Source organism: Micromonospora marincola, assembly GCF_056150385.1.
Genome location: NZ_JAXCFT010000026.1, coordinates 1 through 18,282 on the forward strand (window position 1 = coordinate 1; position 18,282 = coordinate 18,282).

At 74.8% G+C, this 18,282-nt stretch carries 11 protein-coding genes and 2 pseudogenes; 4 read left to right on the plus strand and 9 right to left on the minus strand.

Going from position 1 to position 18,282, the window contains the following annotated elements:
* Positions 1 to 391: pseudogene (locus tag SM450_RS29215) on the plus strand (type I glutamate--ammonia ligase); the annotation flags it as partial.
* Between the two features lie 79 nt (positions 392 to 470).
* On the opposite strand, the gene mptB (SM450_RS29220) reads toward SM450_RS29215, so the two are convergent.
* Both mptB (SM450_RS29220) and mptB (SM450_RS29225) read right to left on the minus strand, forming a co-directional pair.
* On the minus strand, positions 471 to 1,967 hold the full coding sequence (gene mptB, locus SM450_RS29220) for a polyprenol phosphomannose-dependent alpha 1,6 mannosyltransferase MptB (RefSeq protein ID WP_474623002.1): 1,497 nt from the start codon (positions 1,965 to 1,967) through the stop codon (positions 471 to 473).
* Positions 1,968 to 1,978: 11 nt separating this feature from the next.
* Positions 1,979 to 3,382, minus strand: coding sequence for a polyprenol phosphomannose-dependent alpha 1,6 mannosyltransferase MptB (gene mptB, locus SM450_RS29225; RefSeq protein ID WP_474623003.1), 1,404 nt, complete (start codon positions 3,380 to 3,382; stop codon positions 1,979 to 1,981).
* Positions 3,383 to 3,427: 45 nt separating this feature from the next.
* Between mptB (SM450_RS29225) and SM450_RS29230 the strand changes: the two are divergent.
* A pseudogene (locus SM450_RS29230) lies at positions 3,428 to 4,411 on the plus strand (hypothetical protein); the annotation flags it as partial.
* A 1,136-nt stretch (positions 4,412 to 5,547) separates the two neighbouring features.
* Here the strand turns inward: SM450_RS29230 and SM450_RS29235 are convergent.
* Together SM450_RS29235 and SM450_RS29240 are read right to left on the minus strand one after the other, a co-directional pair.
* Complete coding sequence (locus tag SM450_RS29235; RefSeq protein ID WP_474623004.1) at positions 5,548 to 8,574, minus strand: bifunctional [glutamine synthetase] adenylyltransferase/[glutamine synthetase]-adenylyl-L-tyrosine phosphorylase; 3,027 nt, start codon at positions 8,572 to 8,574, stop codon at positions 5,548 to 5,550.
* 1 nt (position 8,575) lies between these two features.
* The gene (locus SM450_RS29240; protein ID WP_474623005.1) at positions 8,576 to 9,343 is read right to left on the minus strand and encodes a type 1 glutamine amidotransferase; all 768 of its coding nucleotides are present in this window, start codon (positions 9,341 to 9,343) and stop codon (positions 8,576 to 8,578) included.
* A gap of 66 nt (positions 9,344 to 9,409) precedes the next feature.
* Here SM450_RS29240 and SM450_RS29245 point away from each other — a divergent pair, with 66 nt between their 5' ends.
* Positions 9,410 to 10,339 (plus strand): S66 peptidase family protein, encoded by a 930-nt coding sequence (locus SM450_RS29245; protein ID WP_474623006.1) that lies wholly within the window; start codon positions 9,410 to 9,412, stop codon positions 10,337 to 10,339.
* 77 nt (positions 10,340 to 10,416) lie between these two features.
* Here SM450_RS29245 and SM450_RS29250 read toward each other — a convergent pair whose 3' ends face one another.
* Positions 10,417 to 11,304, minus strand: coding sequence for a Vgb family protein (locus SM450_RS29250; protein ID WP_474623007.1), 888 nt, complete (start codon positions 11,302 to 11,304; stop codon positions 10,417 to 10,419).
* 181 nt (positions 11,305 to 11,485) lie between these two features.
* Here SM450_RS29250 and SM450_RS29255 point away from each other — a divergent pair, with 181 nt between their 5' ends.
* On the plus strand, positions 11,486 to 11,980 hold the full coding sequence (locus SM450_RS29255) for a hypothetical protein (RefSeq protein WP_474623008.1): 495 nt from the start codon (positions 11,486 to 11,488) through the stop codon (positions 11,978 to 11,980).
* A gap of 212 nt (positions 11,981 to 12,192) precedes the next feature.
* On the opposite strand, the gene SM450_RS29260 is transcribed toward SM450_RS29255, so the two are convergent.
* From SM450_RS29260 to glnA, 4 genes are all read right to left on the minus strand, one after another.
* Positions 12,193 to 12,564 carry a VOC family protein gene (locus SM450_RS29260; RefSeq protein ID WP_474623009.1) on the minus strand — a complete coding sequence of 124 codons (372 nt, stop codon included), beginning with the start codon at positions 12,562 to 12,564 and terminating at the stop codon, positions 12,193 to 12,195.
* A 38-nt stretch (positions 12,565 to 12,602) separates the two neighbouring features.
* Entirely contained in the window at positions 12,603 to 15,947 is a 3,345-nt protein-coding gene (locus tag SM450_RS29265; protein WP_474623010.1) for an NACHT domain-containing protein, read from the minus strand.
* A gap of 68 nt (positions 15,948 to 16,015) precedes the next feature.
* Positions 16,016 to 16,708, minus strand: coding sequence for a helix-turn-helix transcriptional regulator (locus SM450_RS29270; protein ID WP_474623011.1), 693 nt, complete (start codon positions 16,706 to 16,708; stop codon positions 16,016 to 16,018).
* A gap of 36 nt (positions 16,709 to 16,744) precedes the next feature.
* Positions 16,745 to 18,094, minus strand: a complete 1,350-nt coding sequence (gene glnA, locus SM450_RS29275; RefSeq protein WP_474623012.1) for a type I glutamate--ammonia ligase — start codon at positions 18,092 to 18,094, stop codon at positions 16,745 to 16,747.
* Between the last annotated feature and the right edge of the window lie 188 nt (positions 18,095 to 18,282).

Sequence of the window (18,282 nt, forward strand, 5' to 3'; positions counted from 1 at the left end):
CTGCACCCGCATCCCGGTCACCGGCAGCAACCCCAAGGCCAAACGCGTCGAATTCCGCGTCCCCGACCCCTCGGCAAACGTCTACCTCGCCTTCTCCGCGATGATGATGGCCGGCCTCGACGGCATCAAAAGCAAAATCGAACCCCCGGCCCCCATCGACAAGGACCTCTACGACCTGCCCCCCGAGGAATGGGGCGACGTCAAGCAGGTCCCCGGCTCACTCCCGGCAGTCCTCGACTCACTCGAAGCCGACCACGACTACCTGCTCGACGGCGGCGTGTTCACACCCGACCTGATCTCCACCTGGATCGACTGGAAGCGGGCCAACGAGGTCGACCCGGTGCGCCTACGCCCCACCCCGCACGAGTTCGCCATGTACTACGACTGCTGAGCACGCTCGTCAGCACCGGCCGGGCCGGCTCCGCGACAGCGCGGGGCCGGCCCGGCCGTTTCCCGGGGCTCCGGGCGGATCAGCCGGCGGCGTGCCGGCGGCGCAGCCCGGCCCGGGCACCCGCCACCACGACGGCCACCACAAGCGCGGTCATCAGCACCGCGCCCGGCGCCTTGGTGAACCGGGCCAGGTTGGTGCCGTCGGGCAACGTGAGCACCGACGCCACCACGCAGGGCGCCACGAACCAGACCGTCCGGGCCGGCGACGCCACCGCCACCGCGAGCAGGGCCAGCGGCCAGATCGCGTACCAGGGGTGGAAGACCGGGGCGAGCAGCACCGTGGCGGCGAGCGCCAGGCCGGCGCCGAGCAGCGCCACCCGCGTCCGGGCCGTCGCCTCCGGACCCGCCGCCCCCGGGCCGGTGTCGTCGCGCCGGCGCAGCGCCGTCCACGCCCGCCACCAGAGCGCCCCCAGCACCCCGGCCAGCAGCACCAGCCCGACCGCCCGGGCCACCGGCACCGCGTGCGGATGGCGGCCGGCCAGCTCACCGGCGTAGTCGACCACGAAACCGACAGCGGTCGGCGGCGAGGTCCACTGCTGGGAGTCGGCGCTGTGGCCGAGGCCGTCCACCCAGCCCAGCCCGAGGCCGGTGGCGAGCGAGACGACGAGCAGCGTGCCGAGCACCACCGCGGCCAGCCGGCCGCCGTCGCGCACCAGGGCCCGCCAGGTGTGGCGGCCGGGCACGGCGGCGAGCGCCGCGAACGGGAGCACCACCACGGCGGTAGCCTTCACCGCGACCGCCAGGCCCAGCAGCACCCCGGCCACCAGCAGCGCGCGGAGCCGGACCGGCCGGCCGACCAGGACCAGCAGCCCGGCCAGGAGCAGGCCGAACGCGAGCGCGTCGTTGTGCGCGCCGGCCACCAGGTGCACGCCGACGAGCGGGCAGGCCAGCACCAGCCACACCGCCCGCCGGGCCGGCACCCCGGCGGCCCGGGCCAGGCCGGGCAGGCAGTACGCGACGAGCAGCACCCCGGCCACCGCGACCACCCGGAGCAGCACGATCGCCCCGACCAGGCCGCCCCCGGCGAGCACCGCCAGGCCGGCCAGCAGGACGAACAACGGCCCGTACGGCGCTGGGGTGTCCCGCCAGATCGGCGACACCGAATCGGTCCACGGGCAGCCGGCAACGGCGACCCCCACCCGGTACGGGCTGACGCCCTCCGTCCAGGTCCAGCCCTGGCAGACGTACGAGTAGACGTCGCGGCTGCCAAGCGGCGGCCCGGCCAGCAGCGGCAGCGCCCAGAGCCCGGCGGTCAGGTACGCCCACCGGCCGGACGGGGCACCCCAGTGCAGCGACCACCAGGCGCCCACCAGCAGCACGGTCCCCACCAGCCAGCAGCCGAGCGTCGCCGGCCCGTGCGGGGCCTGCCAGATACCGGCGAGCGTGGTCCGCGGCGGGGCGTCGGGCAGTGCCCCGCCAAGCCAACCGGCGACGGTGAGCAGGACCGCACCGGCGAGACCGGCGTAGCGGGCGAGAGCGGCGGCGACCGGCCGGACCGGCGCGTCGGGCTCGCTCACCGGCACACTCCTCAGTCCGCCCCCACCGGCTCCCGCACCTTGCGAGCCGACCGTACCAACCGCACGACCAGCACGATCACGAACAGCGTCATCAACGGCGCGCCGGGCATCTTGGTGAAGCGGGGCAGACCGGTCCCGTCGGCCAGCACCAGGAACGCCGACACCAGGGCGACGATCGAGAACCAACCGGTCCGGCGGGCGGTGGCGGCCAGCACGGCCAGCGGCCAGAGCCAGTACCACGGGTGGAACAGCGGGGCGAGCGCGACCGTGGCGACAAGCGCCAGCGCCGCGTGCCAGAACGGCTCACCCCGACGCCACGCCCGGAACCAGAGCCAGATCAGCAGCACGACCAGCACCATCATGCCGATCGCCCGGGTCGCCGGCAGCGCGTCGACGTGCACCCCGAACGGCGCCAGCAGATAGCCGACGGTCTGCCCGACCGCCGTCGGCGGCGAGGTCCAGGCCACCACCAGCCCGCCCTGCTCAAGGCCGCTGATGAAGCCGAGGCCGAGACCGGCGGCCAGGGTCACGGCGGCCAGCGCGGCCAGCGCGCCGCCGACCACCCACCCGCCCTCGCGGATCAGCGCCCGGATCCGGTACGGCCCGACGATCGCGGCCAGCGCCGCGAACGGCACCACCACCAGCGCGGTGACCTTGATGCCGGCGGCCAGGCCGAGCAGCAGCCCACCGGCGAGCAGCGGACCCGGCCGGCCCGGTCGGGACGCCACCACGGCCAGCCCGGCGACGAGCAGGCCGACCATCATCGCGTCGTTGTGCGCCCCGGAGGCCAGGTGCACCGGCACCAGCGGGCTCGCAAGCGCCAGCCAGAGCGCCCGCTCCGGCGGCACCCCGCAGCGGCGGGCCAGCGCCGGCAGCGCCCAGGCGGTCAGCGCCACCCCGGCCAGGGCGAGCAGCCGGAACAACGCGACAGCGCCCCACAGCGACCCGGTGGCCTTGACCACCGCGCCGGCGAGCAGCACGAACAGCGGTCCGTACGGCGCCGGGGTGTCCCGCCAGATGTACGAGATGGTGTCCAGCCACGGGCAGGGCAGCGCGGACACGCCCTGCTCGTACGGGTTGAGCCCGGCCGAGAAGCTGGCACCCTGACAGGCGTACGCGTACACGTCCCGGCTGCCCAACGGCGGGGCGACGAGCATCGGCAGCAGCCAGATCGCGACCGTGACGAGCACCCACCGGCTGGACGGGATCCGGTCCCGCAGCGACCACCACGCCCAGGCCAGCAGCGCGGTGCCGGCCAGCCACAACGCGATGATCAGCGGCCCGTCCGGGCCCTGCCAGATACTGACCGGGGTGGGCCGCAGGTCGCCGTCGGGCAGGGCGCCGCCGAGGTACGCGGCCACGGCGAGCAGCACCGAGCCCGCCAGGCCGGTCCAGCGCGAGAGGTGGTGAGACACATTCGCCATGCTGCCAGTACGGTGGTCCGCGATCAGGAGGTGGGCATGCGGGGCGGTCGGGTGGTGGCGGTCTCCGCCGCGTCGGCGCTCGTCCTCGCCGCGCTCTACCTGATCCTGCCGGCCACCGGCTCGGACCTGTCCGCCCAGGTCGCCCGCGCCGGTTTCTTCGCCGCGCACGGGCCGGCCCTGGTCGACCTGCGCTGGTACGGCGGGGTGCACCCGTGGGGCTACAGCCTCGTCTCCCCGCCGCTGATGGCGCTGCTCGGGGTACGCCCCACAGGCGCGCTCGCGCTGCTCGCCTCGGCCACCGCGTTCGCGGCGCTGCTGGTCCGCGTCCGGGTGCCCCGGCCCCTGCTCGGCAGCCTGGTCGGGGTGGCCACGATCGCGGGCAACCTGGTCTCCGGCCGGGTCACCTACGCCCTCGGCGTCGCGTTCGGCCTGGCCGCGCTGCTCGCCCTAACCCTGCCCACCGCCTCGACGCGGTCCCGGACCGCCCGCCCGACCGGTCCGACGCCCAGCTCACGACCCACCGCGACGGCCGACCCCACCGGTCCGACGCCCGGCTCGCTGCCCGCCGGCGCGGCCGACCCCACCGGTCCGACACCCGCCGAAGCGGTCGGCCGGGTCGGGCTGTTGCGGGCCGGGGCGGCCGGCGTGACCGCGCTGCTCGCCTCGGCGGCCAGTCCGGTGGCCGGGCTGTTCGTCGGGCTCGTCGGCGTCGCGCTGCTGCTCACCCGCCGGTGGGCCGACGGCCTGCTGCTCGCCGTGCCGGCCGCCGCGCCCCTCGCCGTGACCGGGCTGCTGTTCGGCGAGGGCGGTTGGATGAACATCAGCCGGTCCGACACGGTGCACGCGGTGGTGACAAGCCTGCTTGTGGCGGCGCTTGTGGCGTACCGGCCGGTGCGGGTGGGCGCGCTGCTCTCGGCGGCCGGGGTGCTGGCGGCGGCGCTGCTGCCCACCCCGGTCGGGTTGAACGCCACCCGCCTGGTGGTGATGTTCGCGCTGCCGGTGCTGGCCGCCGCCGCGACGCCTCCCGCATGGCTCGACCCCACTCGGCTCGGCGCTGGCCGGCTCGCCGGTGGCCGGCTCGGCGCTGGCCGGCTCGGCGCTGGCCGGCTCGGCGCTGGCCGGCTCGGCGCTGGCCGGCTCGGCGCTGGCCGGCTCGGCGCTGGCCGGCTCGCGGGACGGTTTCCTCGGGGTGTCGGGGTGGTCACGCTTGCCGCGCTGCTGGCGGTGGTCTGCTGGTGGCAGCCACCGGTGGTCACGGCGGACGTACGCAGCTCCGGCGATCCGACGGCCGACCCGGCGTACTTCGCGCCGCTGCGCGCGGAGCTGGGCCGGCGCGGGCTCACCGGGCGGGTGGAGGTGCCCCCGACCCGCAACTACTGGGAGGCGGCCCGCCTCGGCGAGGTGCCGCTGGCCCGGGGCTGGCTGCGTCAGGCCGACATCGACCGCAACCCGTTGTTCTTCACCACCGTCCCCGGCGCGCCCGGCACCGGCGTCCCGCTGACCGCCGACAGCTACCGGGCCTGGCTGCTCGACAACGCGGTGCAGTACGTCGCCGTGCCCGACGCCGAGCTGTCCTGGGTGGGGCGGCCGGAGGCGGAGCTGGTGGCCGCCGGCCAGCCGTACCTGACCGAGGTCTGGTCGGACCGGCACTGGCGGCTGTACGCGGTCGCGGCGCCCACCCCGCTTGTCGGCGCCCCCGGCGAGCTGGTCCGGCAGGACGCCGCCTCGGTCACGTTCCGCGTCTCCGCGCCGGGCCCGGTCCGGATCCGGGTCCGCCACGACCGCTGGCTGACCGTCACCGGCGACGCCACGCTCTCCCCCGACGGCGACTGGCTCACCGTGACCGTCCCCCGCCCCGGCACGTACACCCTCACCGGCTGATTCCAGCATGATCCACACCAGTTCGGCGAGGTGGCGGTGTCAACAAGCAACCCGCCACGCCACCTCACCCGAGCCATGCGGAAGAGCGGGTGATCATGAAGCTGACGGCACCCACGGAGATCAACACCGCCGGCAACTTCATGATCACGGCACTGGAGGTGGGGTCGATCTTGGACTTGTGGCGGTGGATCGACGAGAGCTGGCGAGGACGGGACCGCACGGTGTTAAGCGGGGGCCCCTGCTATGCAGAATGCGTTAACAGGGGGCCCCGCCTTTCAACTCAGGGGGGCTTCGAGGATGCGCTGCACGACGGTACGGGAGTGGCGGCCGGTGCGCAGGTACTCGTCCAGGAACTCGCCCGGGTCCTCGTGGCCGAGCAGGCGCACCACGCCGGCCAGCTCCACCCCGTGCCGGGGCAGTTGGTCACCGGCCCGGCCCCGCACCAGCATCAGCGCGTCGCGGACCTGGGCGGCGAGCGTCCAGCCGGCGGCCAGCTCGGCCGCTTCCTCCGGGTAGAGCAGGCCGGCGTCGCGGGCCGCGGCCAGGACGTCGAGCGTACGGGTGCCGCGCAGCGCGGGCAGCCGGCCGGCGTGCCGGAGCTGGAGTAGCTGCACCGCCCACTCCACGTCGGCGAGCCCGCCCCGGCCCAGTTTGGTGTGGGTGGCCGGGTCGGCGCCGCGGGGCAGCCGCTCGGTCTCCACCCGCGCCTTGATCCGGCGGATCTCCACCACCTGTTCGCGGGTCAGCCCGTCGGCCGGGTAGCGCACCGGTTCGACCATCGCCTCGAACTCGGCGCCCAGCTCGGCGTCGCCGCAGACGAACCGGGCCCGCAGCAGCGCCTGCGCCTCCCACACCTTCGACCAGCGCGCGTAGTACTGGGCGTACGCGGCCAGGCTGCGGACCAGCGGACCCTGCCGGCCCTCCGGCCGCAGGTCGGCGTCGACGCCGAGCGGCGGGTCGGGGGCGGGCGCGGAGAGCAGCCGGCGCAACTCCTCGGCGATCGCGTGCGCGGCGGCGCTCGCCGCGCTCTCCTCCACCCCCGGCGGCGGGTCGTAGACGAAGAGCACGTCGGCGTCGGAGAGGTAGTTGGACTCGTACCCGCCGAGGCGGCCCATGCCGATCACGGCGAAGCGCAGCCCCGGCGGGCCGGGCTGGGCGGCCCGGGCGGCGCGCAGCGCGGCGGTCAGGGTGGCGTCGGTGACGTGGGAGAGGGCGGTGCCGACCGCGCTCACGTCCACCATGGTGGGCCGGCGTTCCCCGCCGCCCACCGGGCGCGGGGTGAGCGGGGCGAGCGACCCGGCCCGGCTGAGCACGTCGGCGGCGGCGATCCGGACCAGCTCCCGGCGGCGCAGCGCGCGGACCGCACGGGTGGCCTCGACCGGGTCGTCGTGCCGGGCCGCCGCGGCGACGAAGCCCTCGACGAGCGTCTCCCGGGGGCGCGGCGTCAGCTCGCTGTCCTCGGCCAGCAGCCGCAGCGCCTCGGGCTCCCGGGCCAGCAGGTCGGCGGCGTAGCGGGAGGAGGAGAGCACCCGGGCCAACCGGCGGGCCACCGGACCCGAGTCGCGCAGCAGGCGCAGATACCACGGGGTGCTGCCCAGCTTGTCGGAGACCTGCCGGTAGTTGAGCAGCCCGCGGTCCGGCTCGGGGGCGTCGGCGAACTCGTCCAGCAGCACCGGCAGCAGCGTGCGCTGGATCGCGGCGGTGCGGCTGACCCCGCCGGTGAGGGCCTGGAGGTGTCGCAGCGCCCCGGCCGGGTCGGCGAAGCCGAGCACCTCCAGGCGGTGCCGAGCCGCTTCCGGGGCCAGCCGCAGGCCCTCGGCCGGCACCCGGGCCACCGATTCCAGCAGCGGCCGGTAGAGCAGCTTGGCGTGCAGCCGGCGTACCTCGGTGGCGTGGGTGACCCAGCCGGCACGGAACTCCTCCATGGCGCTGCGGCCCGGGGTGGCCGCGTAGCCGAGCGCGGCGGCGAGCCACCGCAGCGCGGCCGGCTCGGTCGGCACGGTGTGGGTGCGACGCAGGCCCTGGAGCTGGAGCCGGTGCTCGACGGCGCGCAGGAAGCGGTAGCCGCGCAGCAGCGCCTCACCGTCGGCGCGGCCGACGTAGCCCCCGGCGACCAGGGCGCGCAGCGCCGGCAGGGTGCCCGGCACGCGCAGCGACTCGTCGCCGCGGCCGTGCACGAGCTGGAGCAGTTGGACGGCGAACTCGATGTCGCGCAGCCCGCCCGGACCGCGCTTGATCTCGCGTTCCAGCTCCTTCGGCGGGACGTTGTCGAGGATCTTGCGGCGCATGGACCGGACGTCGGAGACCGCCTCCGGCCGCTCGGCGGCGGTCCAGACGAGCGGGGCGAGCGCCTCGGTCCACTCCCGGGCCAGCTCCGGGTCGCCGGCTGCCGGGCGGGCCTTGAGCAGCGCCTGGAACTCCCAGGTGCGGGCCCAGCGGCGGTAGTAGGCCAGGTGGCTGGCGAGCGTCCGGACCAGCGGGCCCCGGTTGCCCTCCGGACGCAGCGCGGCGTCGACAGGCCAGGCGACCAGCCCGCAGACGTGGATCAGCCGGGTGGCGATCTGGGTGGCGGCGGTCAGGTCGTCGTCTCCGGCGGCGACGAAGATGACGTCGACGTCGGAGACGTAGTTGAGTTCGTCGCCGCCGCACTTGCCCATCGCCACCACCGCCAGCCGGGGCGGGACCGTGCCCTCGGGCAACTCGTCGACGGCGATGTCGTAGGCGGTGGCCATGGTGGCGTCGGCGAGCCGGGAGAGCGCCGCCATGGTCTGCTCCAGGCCACGCCCGCCGGTCAGGTCGGCCGCCGCGATCCGCAGCAACGCCAACCGGTACGCGTGCCGCAGCAGCGGGACCGCGCCGGTGAGTGTGGTCAGCTTGGCGGCGGCGGTCAGGTCGAGCCGGCCGTCAGCGGTCGGGGCGAGCCCGTCCGGCTCGGTGGCAAGGACCGCCCACTGCCCGGGGTTCGCCACCAGGTGGTCGCCGAGCGCCGAGGAGGCGCCGAGCACCGCGACCAGGCGGCGGCGCAGGCCGGAGTCGCCGGCCAGGGCGTCGCGGACCGCGGTCTCGTCGCCGAACCGCCGCTCGGCCTCGACGAGCCGGTGCAGCTGGCGCAGCGCCAGGTCCGGGTCGGCGGCCCGGGACAGCGCGGTCAGCAGCTCGGCGGCACGGTCGTCGGCCGGTTCCTGGGTGTCCGGGCGCCACAGGGCGAGCCCGTCCGGGCCGAGCAGGTCGACCGCGCGCGCCCCGCCGGCGCCCTCGGCGAAACCGTAGCGGGCCAGGCGCCCGCGGGCCGGCCGGGTCACCTCAGGCCCCGAGCAGCGGCAGGCTGCGGCGCGGGTTGTCGTCGCCCAGCTCGCCGAGCGCGAGCGCGGCGAACCGGATCGCGAACGGTTGCCACGCCTCCTCGACATCGGCCATCGCCCGGTCGCACGCGGCCACCACAAGCTCCGGGTCGAAGCCCAGCTCGGCAAGCATCGCGGAGTCGCGGGACCAGTCGGCGATCATCGCGGTGTCGCACTCGATGTGAAACTGGAGCCCCCACGCCCGGTCGCCGAGGCGGAACGCCTGGTGCGGATAGCGGGTGGACGCGGCCAGCAGCGTCGCGCCGTGCGGCAACTCGGTGATCTCGTCGGCGTGCCACTGGAGCACGTCGGGCATCAGCGGCACGTAGCGGAACAGCGGGTCGGTCTCGGCCGCGTCGCGCCGGCCCACCACGGTCGGCCCGACCTCCGGCCCGGACGGGCTGCGTTCCACCTGGCCGGCGTGCGCGGTGGCGAGCAACTGCGCGCCGAGGCAGATCGCCAGCGTGGGCACCCGCCCACGGACCGCCTTGCGCAGCAGCCCCTCCACCGCCGGGAACCAGGGCGCGCCGGGGCTGCCGTCGGCCAGCGGGTGGGCCTGCTGTTCGCCGCCGAGCACCACGAGCGCGGCGTACCCCTCCAGGTCGGCGGGGAGCGCGTCGCCCGCGTGCGGGCGCAGGACGCGCAGCTCCAGACCCCCCTCGGTGAGCCACTCACCCAGGCGGCGGAGGTCGTCGGTCGGGTCGTTCTCGATCACCAGCGCGGTCGCCACGACGTCGAGGCTAGCCGGTGTGCCCACGCGCGAGCGGTGCGGCTCGGCGGCACTAGGCTCGCGGACGTGCCCACCGACGACTGCCTGCGCCCACCGGCCCTGCGTCCCGGCGACGCGGTGATGCTCGTGTCGCCGTCCGGGCCGACCCGTCCCGAGCGGGTGGCCCGCGGCATGGAGCTGCTCACCGGTTGGGGCCTGCGCCCGGTGCCCGCGCCGAACGCGTACGCCCGGCGGGGTTACCTGGCCGGCGACGACGCGCAGCGGGCCGACGACCTGAACCTCGCGTTCGCCGACCCGGAGATCCGCGGCGTGATCTGCACCCGGGGCGGGTACGGCGCGCAGCGGGTGGTCGACGCGATCGACATGGCGGCGGTACGCCGTGACCCGAAGGTGGTGGCCGGCTTCTCCGACATCACCGCGTTGCAGTTCGCGCTCTGGCGGGGCGCCCGGCTGGCCGGGGTGCACGGTCCCGGCGCCGCCTGGCGGGACGAGCGCACCCCGATCCGCTCGGCGGAGTCGCTGCACGCCGCGTTGATGACCACCGAACCGGTGACCGTCGCGGCGGTCGAGACGGAGGAGACGTACCCGGTGCGGGTGCCCGGCCGGGCCGAGGGCCGGCTGCTCGGCGGCAACCTGTGCCTGATCACCGCGTCGATCGGCACCCCGGACATGCCCGACCTGACCGGGGCGATCCTGCTTGTCGAGGAGGTGCAGGAGCCGCCCTACAAGGTCGACCGGATGCTGACCCACATGCGTCGCTGCGGTGCCCTGGCCGGCGTGGCCGGGGTGGCGCTCGGCCAGTTCACCGAGTGCGCCGACGGCTGGGACACCACGGTGGTCGACGTGCTCACCGACCGCCTCGGCGACCTCGGCGTACCGGTCCTGGGCGGCCTCCCCATCGGCCACGGCCCGGCTCAGCTAACCGTCCCGATAAACACCCAGGCCACCCTGAACACCACCGAGGGCACCCTGACGGTAACCCCCGCCGTCCGCTGACCCTGGTCCTTCCCCGCCGATCATGAAGTTGGCGGCAGTTGTCGATCTCTGAGTCGCCGCCAACCTCATGATCGATCTCAGCGGGGGGTGAGGTGGGCTACCGCGCCGGTTTCCAGGGCGGTCCAGACCGATGCGTCTGGGGTGAGTGTCAGGCCGTGGGGTTCGGCGGCGGGACTGGGCAGCGGGTAATGAGTGAATTGGCCGTCGGGGGTGACGTGGGCGACGCGGTTCGCGGCCCACTCGGTGAACCAGCAGCCGCCCGCCGGGTCGGCGACGATCGCGTGCGGGCGGGCCGCCCGGTCCGGCAGCGGGAACTCGTCGACGCGCCCGTCCGGGGTGATCCGGCCGACCTGCCCGGCGGCGATCTCGACGAACCAGAGCGCCCCGTCGCCGCCCCGGGTGATGCCGACCGGCCCGGCGGCCTCGGTGGGCAGCGGGTGCAGCGTCACCGCGCCGTCCAGGTCGACCCGGGCGATCGCGTTCGCCTGGTGGAGCGTGAGCCAGAGCGCGTCGTCCGGCCCGGCGGCAAGCATCGACGGGAAGCCCTTGGCCACCGGCAACGGGAACGTGCTGACCGTACCGTCGACTGCCACCCGACCGACCGTGTCGTCGCCCATGCCGGCGTACCAGAGCGCGCCGTCCGGTCCGGCGGCCAGGCCGCACGGGGCGCAGCCGGGCGGGAGCGCCACCGAGTCGACCCGGCCGTCGACAGTGATCCGGCCGAGCCGGTGGTCGCCGGAGCGGGTGTACCAGAGCGCGCCGTCGGGGCCGGTGGTGATGATCAGGGGCCGGCTCTCCGGCGGGGCGGCCCGGTAGGTCCGCACGTCGCCGTCGAGGCCCAGTCGGGCGACGCCGCCGGAGCCGGCCAACGTCAGCCAGAGCGCGCCGTCCGGCCCGACCGTGATCGAGTACGGGCCGGAGCCCGGCCCGGTGAGCGCGACCTCGCGGATGACGGGCTGTGTCATGGCGTGACCTCTCGTCGGGAATCCGCCCAGCCTTCCCACCGTCGGGGTGACCGCGCAACCACATTTGTCCCGGTCCTGGGCCGCAATTGCCAGCTCGCTGACAGGTTCGCCACGGGTTGCCCCCAGCTCCGGCGGTCACTGTCGGTGACGTCATCGCACTACCACCGTGAAGGAGACCCGCATGATCCGCACGACACGGAAGCGCCTGCTGGTCGGCCTGGCCGCCGCCGGAGTGCTCGGCGCCGGGATCGCCGCCCCGACGGTGGCGCTCGCCGACGACAACAGCCCGAGCCCCTCCCCGAGCGCCAGCACCGACACGCGCGACGACCACCGCGCCGACCGGCAGTCCGAGTTCGCCGACGCGCTCGCCAAGGAGTTGGGCGTGCCGGCCGACAAGGTCACCGCCGCCCTGGAGAAGTTGCGCGACCAGCGGCAGGCCGACCGGCCGGACCGACAGGCCGACCGGCCGGAGCGGCCGAAGCCGCCGTCGACGGAGGACCGGCAGGCCGCCCTGAAGGAGCGGCTGGACCAGGCCGTCGAGGACGGCAAGCTGACCCAGGAGCAGGCCGACGCCGTACTCAAGGCCGCCGAGGCCGGCGTGTTCCCTGGCCCCGGCGGACCCGGTCACCACGGCAGGCCCGGCCCGGAGGGCAAGCCCGACCAGGGCGACAAGTGACCCGGGTGGCCCCGCCACCCCTCGCCGGTCGCTCTCCCTCCTGACCGGCCCGGCGGGGCCACCCTCGCAGGCAAGGAGGGGCCCCCGGTTAACGCCTCCGGTATAGGCGGGGCCCCCGCTTAACGCCGCCCGCCCACGACGGACCGTCAGCGGGGCTGGGTTCGGGTGCGGTTGTTGTCGTCTGGGCGACCACAACCGCACCCGAAGCGCGCTCAGCCCTCGGCCGGCGGGGTGAAGACGCCGAGCAGGTTGCCGGACGGGTCACGCAGCCGGGCGTGGGGCAGGCCGGTCGGGGTGGTCACCGGCGGCGCCACCACCGTGCCGCCGACCTTCTCGGCCTGCCGGCAGCTCTCCGCCACGTCGGTCACCTGGGCATAGAAGATCGCGTAGTTGTCGGCGCCGGAGTCGGTGCCCCGGATCGCGCCGCCGATCCCCCGCTCACCGCCGGCCGCGGTCTGCCGGTACGACCGGCCCGGGCCACCCTGCTCCTCGAAGCTCCAGCCGAACAGGTCGGCATAGAAGCGCTGCGCCTCGTCCGGGCGGTCGGAGCCGATCTCGAACCAGGTCACGGGCGTGCTCGACATGCTGCCTCCTCGCTGCGCCGGCCGGTCGGCCGACGTCGTCAGGAGCCAGCCTCAGGGGTGTCCGCGACAGCGTCCTGTCGGTGTTTCGGCGTCAGGTTCGCCGGATCCTTGACCAGCGGAACCAGCCGACGCACCAGGTCGGGCCGGCGTCTTCCGTGCCGCTGGTCGAAGTCGTCGAGAAAGGACGCCTCGACCGGCACCGTCGCCACGCCGGTCTCGTGTAGCCGAACGACCACGTCCATGAGGATCTCCTCCGTGGTCGAATAACTCGGCGGCAGGGGCGACGCCGCCACCGCCTGGACGACCGCGGCGAGCCGCTTGTCGACCCGCCGATCCACGCCGAGTCCCCGGTACACACAACGCACGATCGCCGCCGACATCTCGGTGGTGACCGGAAGGTCCTGCCGATACACGGCCTCCACCACCTCGGCCACCACCTCGGCGGACGCACCGTCGTCACAGGCCACCCGGTCGAGCAGCAGGCGCAGGAAGGCGCTCCGGTCCCAGTCAGGGACCAGGTCCGTGCCGCGCTCGGCCAGGAACACACACCGCTGGTACACCCGCCGCCGCTCCTCCCACGTCGCCGCGCGCATCGGCAGCAGCCACGCCTCGAGCAGCGCGTGTGCGGCGGACGACGAACCGCCCGCATCTGAACGGACCACCAGGGCCAGCGCCGTGGCGAGCTTGTCGAACATCGGCTCCAGCGCGCTGACGAGCACCGCCCCGTCGACGTCACAGGCGAGGTGGGCGGCGCGGCGGACCCGGGTCAGCAGCTCGGCCGGCAGGCCGAGCCCACCGCCCCACAGCACCGGTGGCGCGCCGGGCGCCCAGAGCGGGTCGGCCTTCGGCGGCACCGCGAGCCGGTCGCCCAGCCGCAATCGGACGTCCCGGTCCGGCCACGCCCCGAGCCGGTCCAGGGCCAGCACGTCGCTGAGGCTCTCCCACTCCTCCGGTGCGAGCTGGGAGCGCCACAACCCCACCTGGGCCCGCCACTCGGCCACCGGGTCCTCCGGAAACAGCGTCCGCCCGACGGTCTCCCCCGCCGCCACCAGGATCAGCAGCAACAGGTTGGCGGTGTAGGCGGCGCACCGGGCGGGCTCCCGCAGGCGACGGGGACGGTAGCCGTCGAAGCGGCGGGCGCCGGTCGCGTACGGCGCGGCCCGGAACAACTGCACCAGCAGGTCGGCCCACGCGAGACCGTCGCGCAACCTCTCCCCGATGAAGCCGAGCACGGTGGTCCGGCCGCTGAGCACGGCGTAGGAGAGCAGGGCGTGCAGCAGATCGTCCTCGACCGGTTCACCGGTCAGCGTGAGGCTGGCCGCCCGCTGCCGGGCGACCAGGTCGTCGACCACCTGCGCGATGAGCCGGGCCACCAGGTATTCGCCGAACGTGGCGTGCAGGAACTCGTAGGTCTCGCGGCGGCGCGTCTCGTCGTCGACGCGGGCGCGGTGGATGAAGAAGAACCGGCCCAGCACCACCTCGGCCGGGGCCAGCGGAGCGCGCAACCCGTCCCGCCGGGCCGACGCCGACACCGACCCGCCGAACGGCAGCGCGGCCAGGTCGGCGTCCAGCTCGGCGGCGCTCACCCACTGCACACCCCGGTTGAACATCGCGAAGGCCACCACGGCGAGCCGGCACAGCTCCGCCTCGACCGCCCGCTCCAGCTCCGGCTCGGGCAGGCCGGCACGTTGCTTGACCACCTCCCGCCGGGCGAAGCGGCGCAGCAGCCGCTCGTACAGCTCGCCGCGGCGCAGCTCGCCGGCCTGGCGCAGGTCGTGGCCCTCGGCGTCGTAGAGGGCCAGCAGCAGCAGCAGCAGCGGCTGCTCGGCGAGGTCCCGATGCGACAGCACGGTGGCCGGGTCGAGCGAGCGGGCGCCGGGTGCCCGGAACGCCACGGCGTTGACCCGGTTCCAGGTCCGCACCCAGGCGTCGACGCGGACCTCGTCGAACGGCTCCAGCCGCACCGCGACCGTGCCGGGTGGCGGCTGGGCGCGGTCGGCCACGCTGGTCCGGCTGGTCACCACCACCGCCACCGGCCGACCCTGGTCGGCCTCCCGCCGTTGGAAGGCGGCCACCCGCCGCAGATAGTCGGTCTGGCTGACGCCGGTGGCCTGCAACAGCTCGTCGAAGCCGTCGAGCAGCACCACCGGCAGCGCGTCGCCGGCCGAGCGGGCCAGCGCCGGCCACTCGACGCGTTCGCCGGTGTCCTGCCGCACCGCCTCCTCGATCTGCTCCTGGATGTCGCCGGCCGCGTGCACGTCGCGGAGCACCACCCGGACCACCAGGAAGTCGGCGGCCGGCAGCCGGGCGGCGACGACGCGGGTGAGCACCGACTTGCCCGAGCCGGGCTGCCCGAGCACCAGCAGCGGGGCCCGGACGGCACCGGGCAGGGTCAAGTGGACGAGGAGCGCCTGCCAGAGGTCGTCGCGCTGTGGCTCGTCGTCCCACCAGCTCTCGTCGCTGGGCCGCGCGGTCGGGTCCAGGTCCGCGATCCGGCATAGCGGCGGCACGTACGCCTCGCCCAGCGTCGGCACCCTCAGCCCGGCCGGCACGTCACCGGAGGCGATTATCGGTCGGTCCAGGTCGGCGGCGTACGCGGCGGCGAGGCCGGCCCGCCGCCCGTCCGGGGCCGACCCGGTGGACAGGTCGGCCAACACCCGGTGCAGGTCGGCCAGGCCCAGCGACAGCCGACGCACCTCGACCCGGGTGGCCTCGTGCTCGTGCAGGTCGACCCAGAAGGACACCTCGGGGAAGTCCGCGGCAAGCCGGTGCAGTAGGGCGACGTATTTGTCGACGGCGGCGGCGGGGAGACCTTCGATGACCTGCACGGTGACCCGCCAGTCCCGGTCGGAGAGCGCGTCGCCGGTCGCCAGCCCATGGAGCAAGAAGTAGAACCGCTTGGCCTGCTGCCCGTACCAGTCGGCGAGCGCCGACCTCAGCGCCGGTTGCGGCAGGTGCGGGCCGGGCGTCGGCGCTGTCATGTCGAACAACGCCGCGGTGAGGTCGTCCGCGGCGTGCCGGGCGCCGGCCAGCATCAACTGGTCCGCCCGGTCGATCGCCAGGTCCAGAAGGTCGAACGGCAGGTCCGCCGCGCTCAGCGCCTCGAAGAAGGCGGTCACCGCGATCACCGCGTGGGCTGCCTCCAGCCGCTGGGTCCGCCCGTACCGGGACAGCCCGGAGCGCTTCTCGGACACCGTGCGCACCAGCTCGTTGCCGAACCGGACGAACTCCGCCCTGGCGTCGAAGATGCCGAGCAGCGCCGGCACCGACGCCGGCGCGGCCAGCAGCGCCCCGCCGGCCAGCTTGTCGAACCAGTCGACGACCCGGCTCTTCTCGCCGCCGAGCAGGCGGATGGCGTCGGCGTAGCTGAGCGTGTCGGGCACGCGGTTCCCCTCCCCGGTACGGCGGACCGGCCAGCCTCCCCCATCCGAACCGGAAACGCTGTCGGGTTTCAGACCAGGCTCAGCGGGCGCACCCGGTCGACCGGGAGGTCGAGGTCCTCCGGGCGCAGCTCCCGGGTCACCGGCTCGGCCAACGGGCACACGGCGCGGATCCGGTCGGTGCGGAAACACCGCAGACCGTCGCGCAGCCGGCACCAGGCGACCAGATACCAGTGCGTCGAGTTGCCCAGGTAGGCGAGCGGCTCCACGTCGCGCAGCGAATCCGTGCCGCCGCGGTCGGCGTACCGCAGGCGCAGCACGCGCCCGGCGGCGACCGCGTCGGCGACGGCGGCCGGGACCGACGTGCCCGGCCCGTCACCGACCAGGTGCACCCGGCCGGCGAGCCGGTGCGCCTCGGCCACCGCGTCGGGCGGCATGACGGCGACCAGCTTGCGCAGCGCGGCGCCGGCGGCCGGGGCGAACGGGGAGCCGCCCAGCCGGTGCAGCGCCACGGCCATCGCCACCGCCTCGGCCGGGGTCAGGTTGACCGGCGGCAGCGTGCGCGCCCGGTCGACCGCGTAGCCGCCGGTGCGGCCCGGCTCGGCCCAGATCGGCACCCCGGCGCCCTGGAGCGCGGAGATGTCGCGCTCGACGGTGCGGGTGCTGACCTCGAAACGCCCGGCCAGCCAGCGTGCGCTGCGCGGGCGCGGCGACACCGCGCGCAGCTCCTCCACCAGGGCGTAGAGACGATCCGTGCGGTTCACCCCCGGGACGCTAGACCGGGGGTACGACACCGTGACCTAGAGCGACAGGTAGCGCTGCCGCTCGTAGGGGGTGACCTCGCGGCGGTACTGCTCCCACTCGGCCCGCTTGTTGCGCAGGAAGAAGTCGAAGACGTGCTCGCCGAGCACCTCGGCGACCAGGTCCGAGCCGGCCATCACGTCGATCGCCTCGGACAGGTTCTCCGGCAGCGCCTCGTAGCCCATGGCGCGACGCTCGGCGCTGCTCAGCGACCAGACGTCGTCCTCGGCGCCCGGGGGCAGCTCGTAGCCTTCCTCGATGCCCTTCAGGCCGGCGCCGAGCATGACCGCGAACGCCAGGTAGGGGTTGGTCGCCGAGTCCAGCGACCGGACCTCGACCCGGGCCGAGTTCGGCTTGCCGTACGCCGGGACGCGGACCAGCGCGGACCGGTTGAGGTGACCCCAGCAGACGTACGCCGGGCTCTCGGTGATCCGGTCCGGCAGCGCCTGCGGGAACAGCCGCTTGTACGAGTTGACCCACTGGTTGGTGACCGCGGTGTATTCGCGGGCGTGGGTGAGCAGCCCGGCGATGAACGACTTGGCGACCTTGGACAGCTTCATCGGGTCACCGGCGTCGTGGAACGCGTTGCGCTCCCCCTCGAACAGCGACAGGTGGGTGTGCATGCCGCTGCCCGGCTGGTCGGTGAACGGCTTCGGCATGAAGCTGGCCTGCACGCCTGTGGAGAGCGCGACCTCCTTCACCACGTGCCGGAACGTCATGATGTTGTCGGCGGTGGTGAGCGCGTCGGCGTAGCGCAGGTCGATCTCCTGCTGGCCGGGGGCGACCTCGTGGTGGCTGAACTCCACCGAGATGCCGATCCGTTCCAGCGCCAGCACCGCCTGGCGGCGGAAGTCACGCGCCACCGCGTGGGTGGTGTGCTCGAAGTAGCCGCCGGTGTCGACCGGGGTGGGCACCGAGCCGTCCTGCGGGCCGTTCTCCAGCAGGAAGAACTCGATCTCCGGGTGGGTGTAGAAGGTGAAGCCCTTGTCGGCCGCCCGGGAGAGCATCCGGCGCAGCACGTGCCGCGGGTCGGCCCAGGAGGGGCTGCCGTCGGGCAGCAGGATGTCGCAGAACATCCGGGCGCTCTCGCCGCTGACCCCACCCTCGAACGGGAACACCTGGAACGTGGTCGGGTCGGGCATGGCCACCATGTCCGACTCGAAGACCCGGGCGAAGCCCTCGATCGCGGAGCCGTCGAAGCCGATGCCCTCCTCGAAGGCCGCCTCCAGCTCCGCCGGGGCCACCGAGACGCTCTTCAGCGTGCCGAGCACGTCGGTGAACCACAGCCGGACGAATCGGATGTCCCGCTCCTCCAGCGTACGGAGGACGAACTCCTGCTGACGGTCCACAGCCACCCCTCGTGACATGTACGTTTTCCACCGGTCGGGTCGGCCCGGCTGACCGCTCAGTCTTCACCGGGCTCGTTACGCCGACGTTACGCCCTTCCCCGCCGGGTCGTCCCGCCGTGTCCCGCCCCCAGAGACGCCGGCACATCAGCCGTCCGGTCAGCCGGCCGGTCAGCCGTCCGCGAGTGGTC

Bases quoted from the DNA above. Each gene is read 5' to 3' on its own strand.
- SM450_RS29250 (WP_474623007.1), bottom strand. From the start codon at position 11,304: ATGACACAGCCCGTCATCCGCGAGGTCGCGCTCACCGGGCCGGGCTCC.
- SM450_RS29255 (WP_474623008.1), top strand. From the start codon at position 11,486: ATGATCCGCACGACACGGAAGCGCCTGCTGGTCGGCCTGGCCGCCGCC.
- SM450_RS29260 (WP_474623009.1), bottom strand. From the start codon at position 12,564: ATGTCGAGCACGCCCGTGACCTGGTTCGAGATCGGCTCCGACCGCCCG.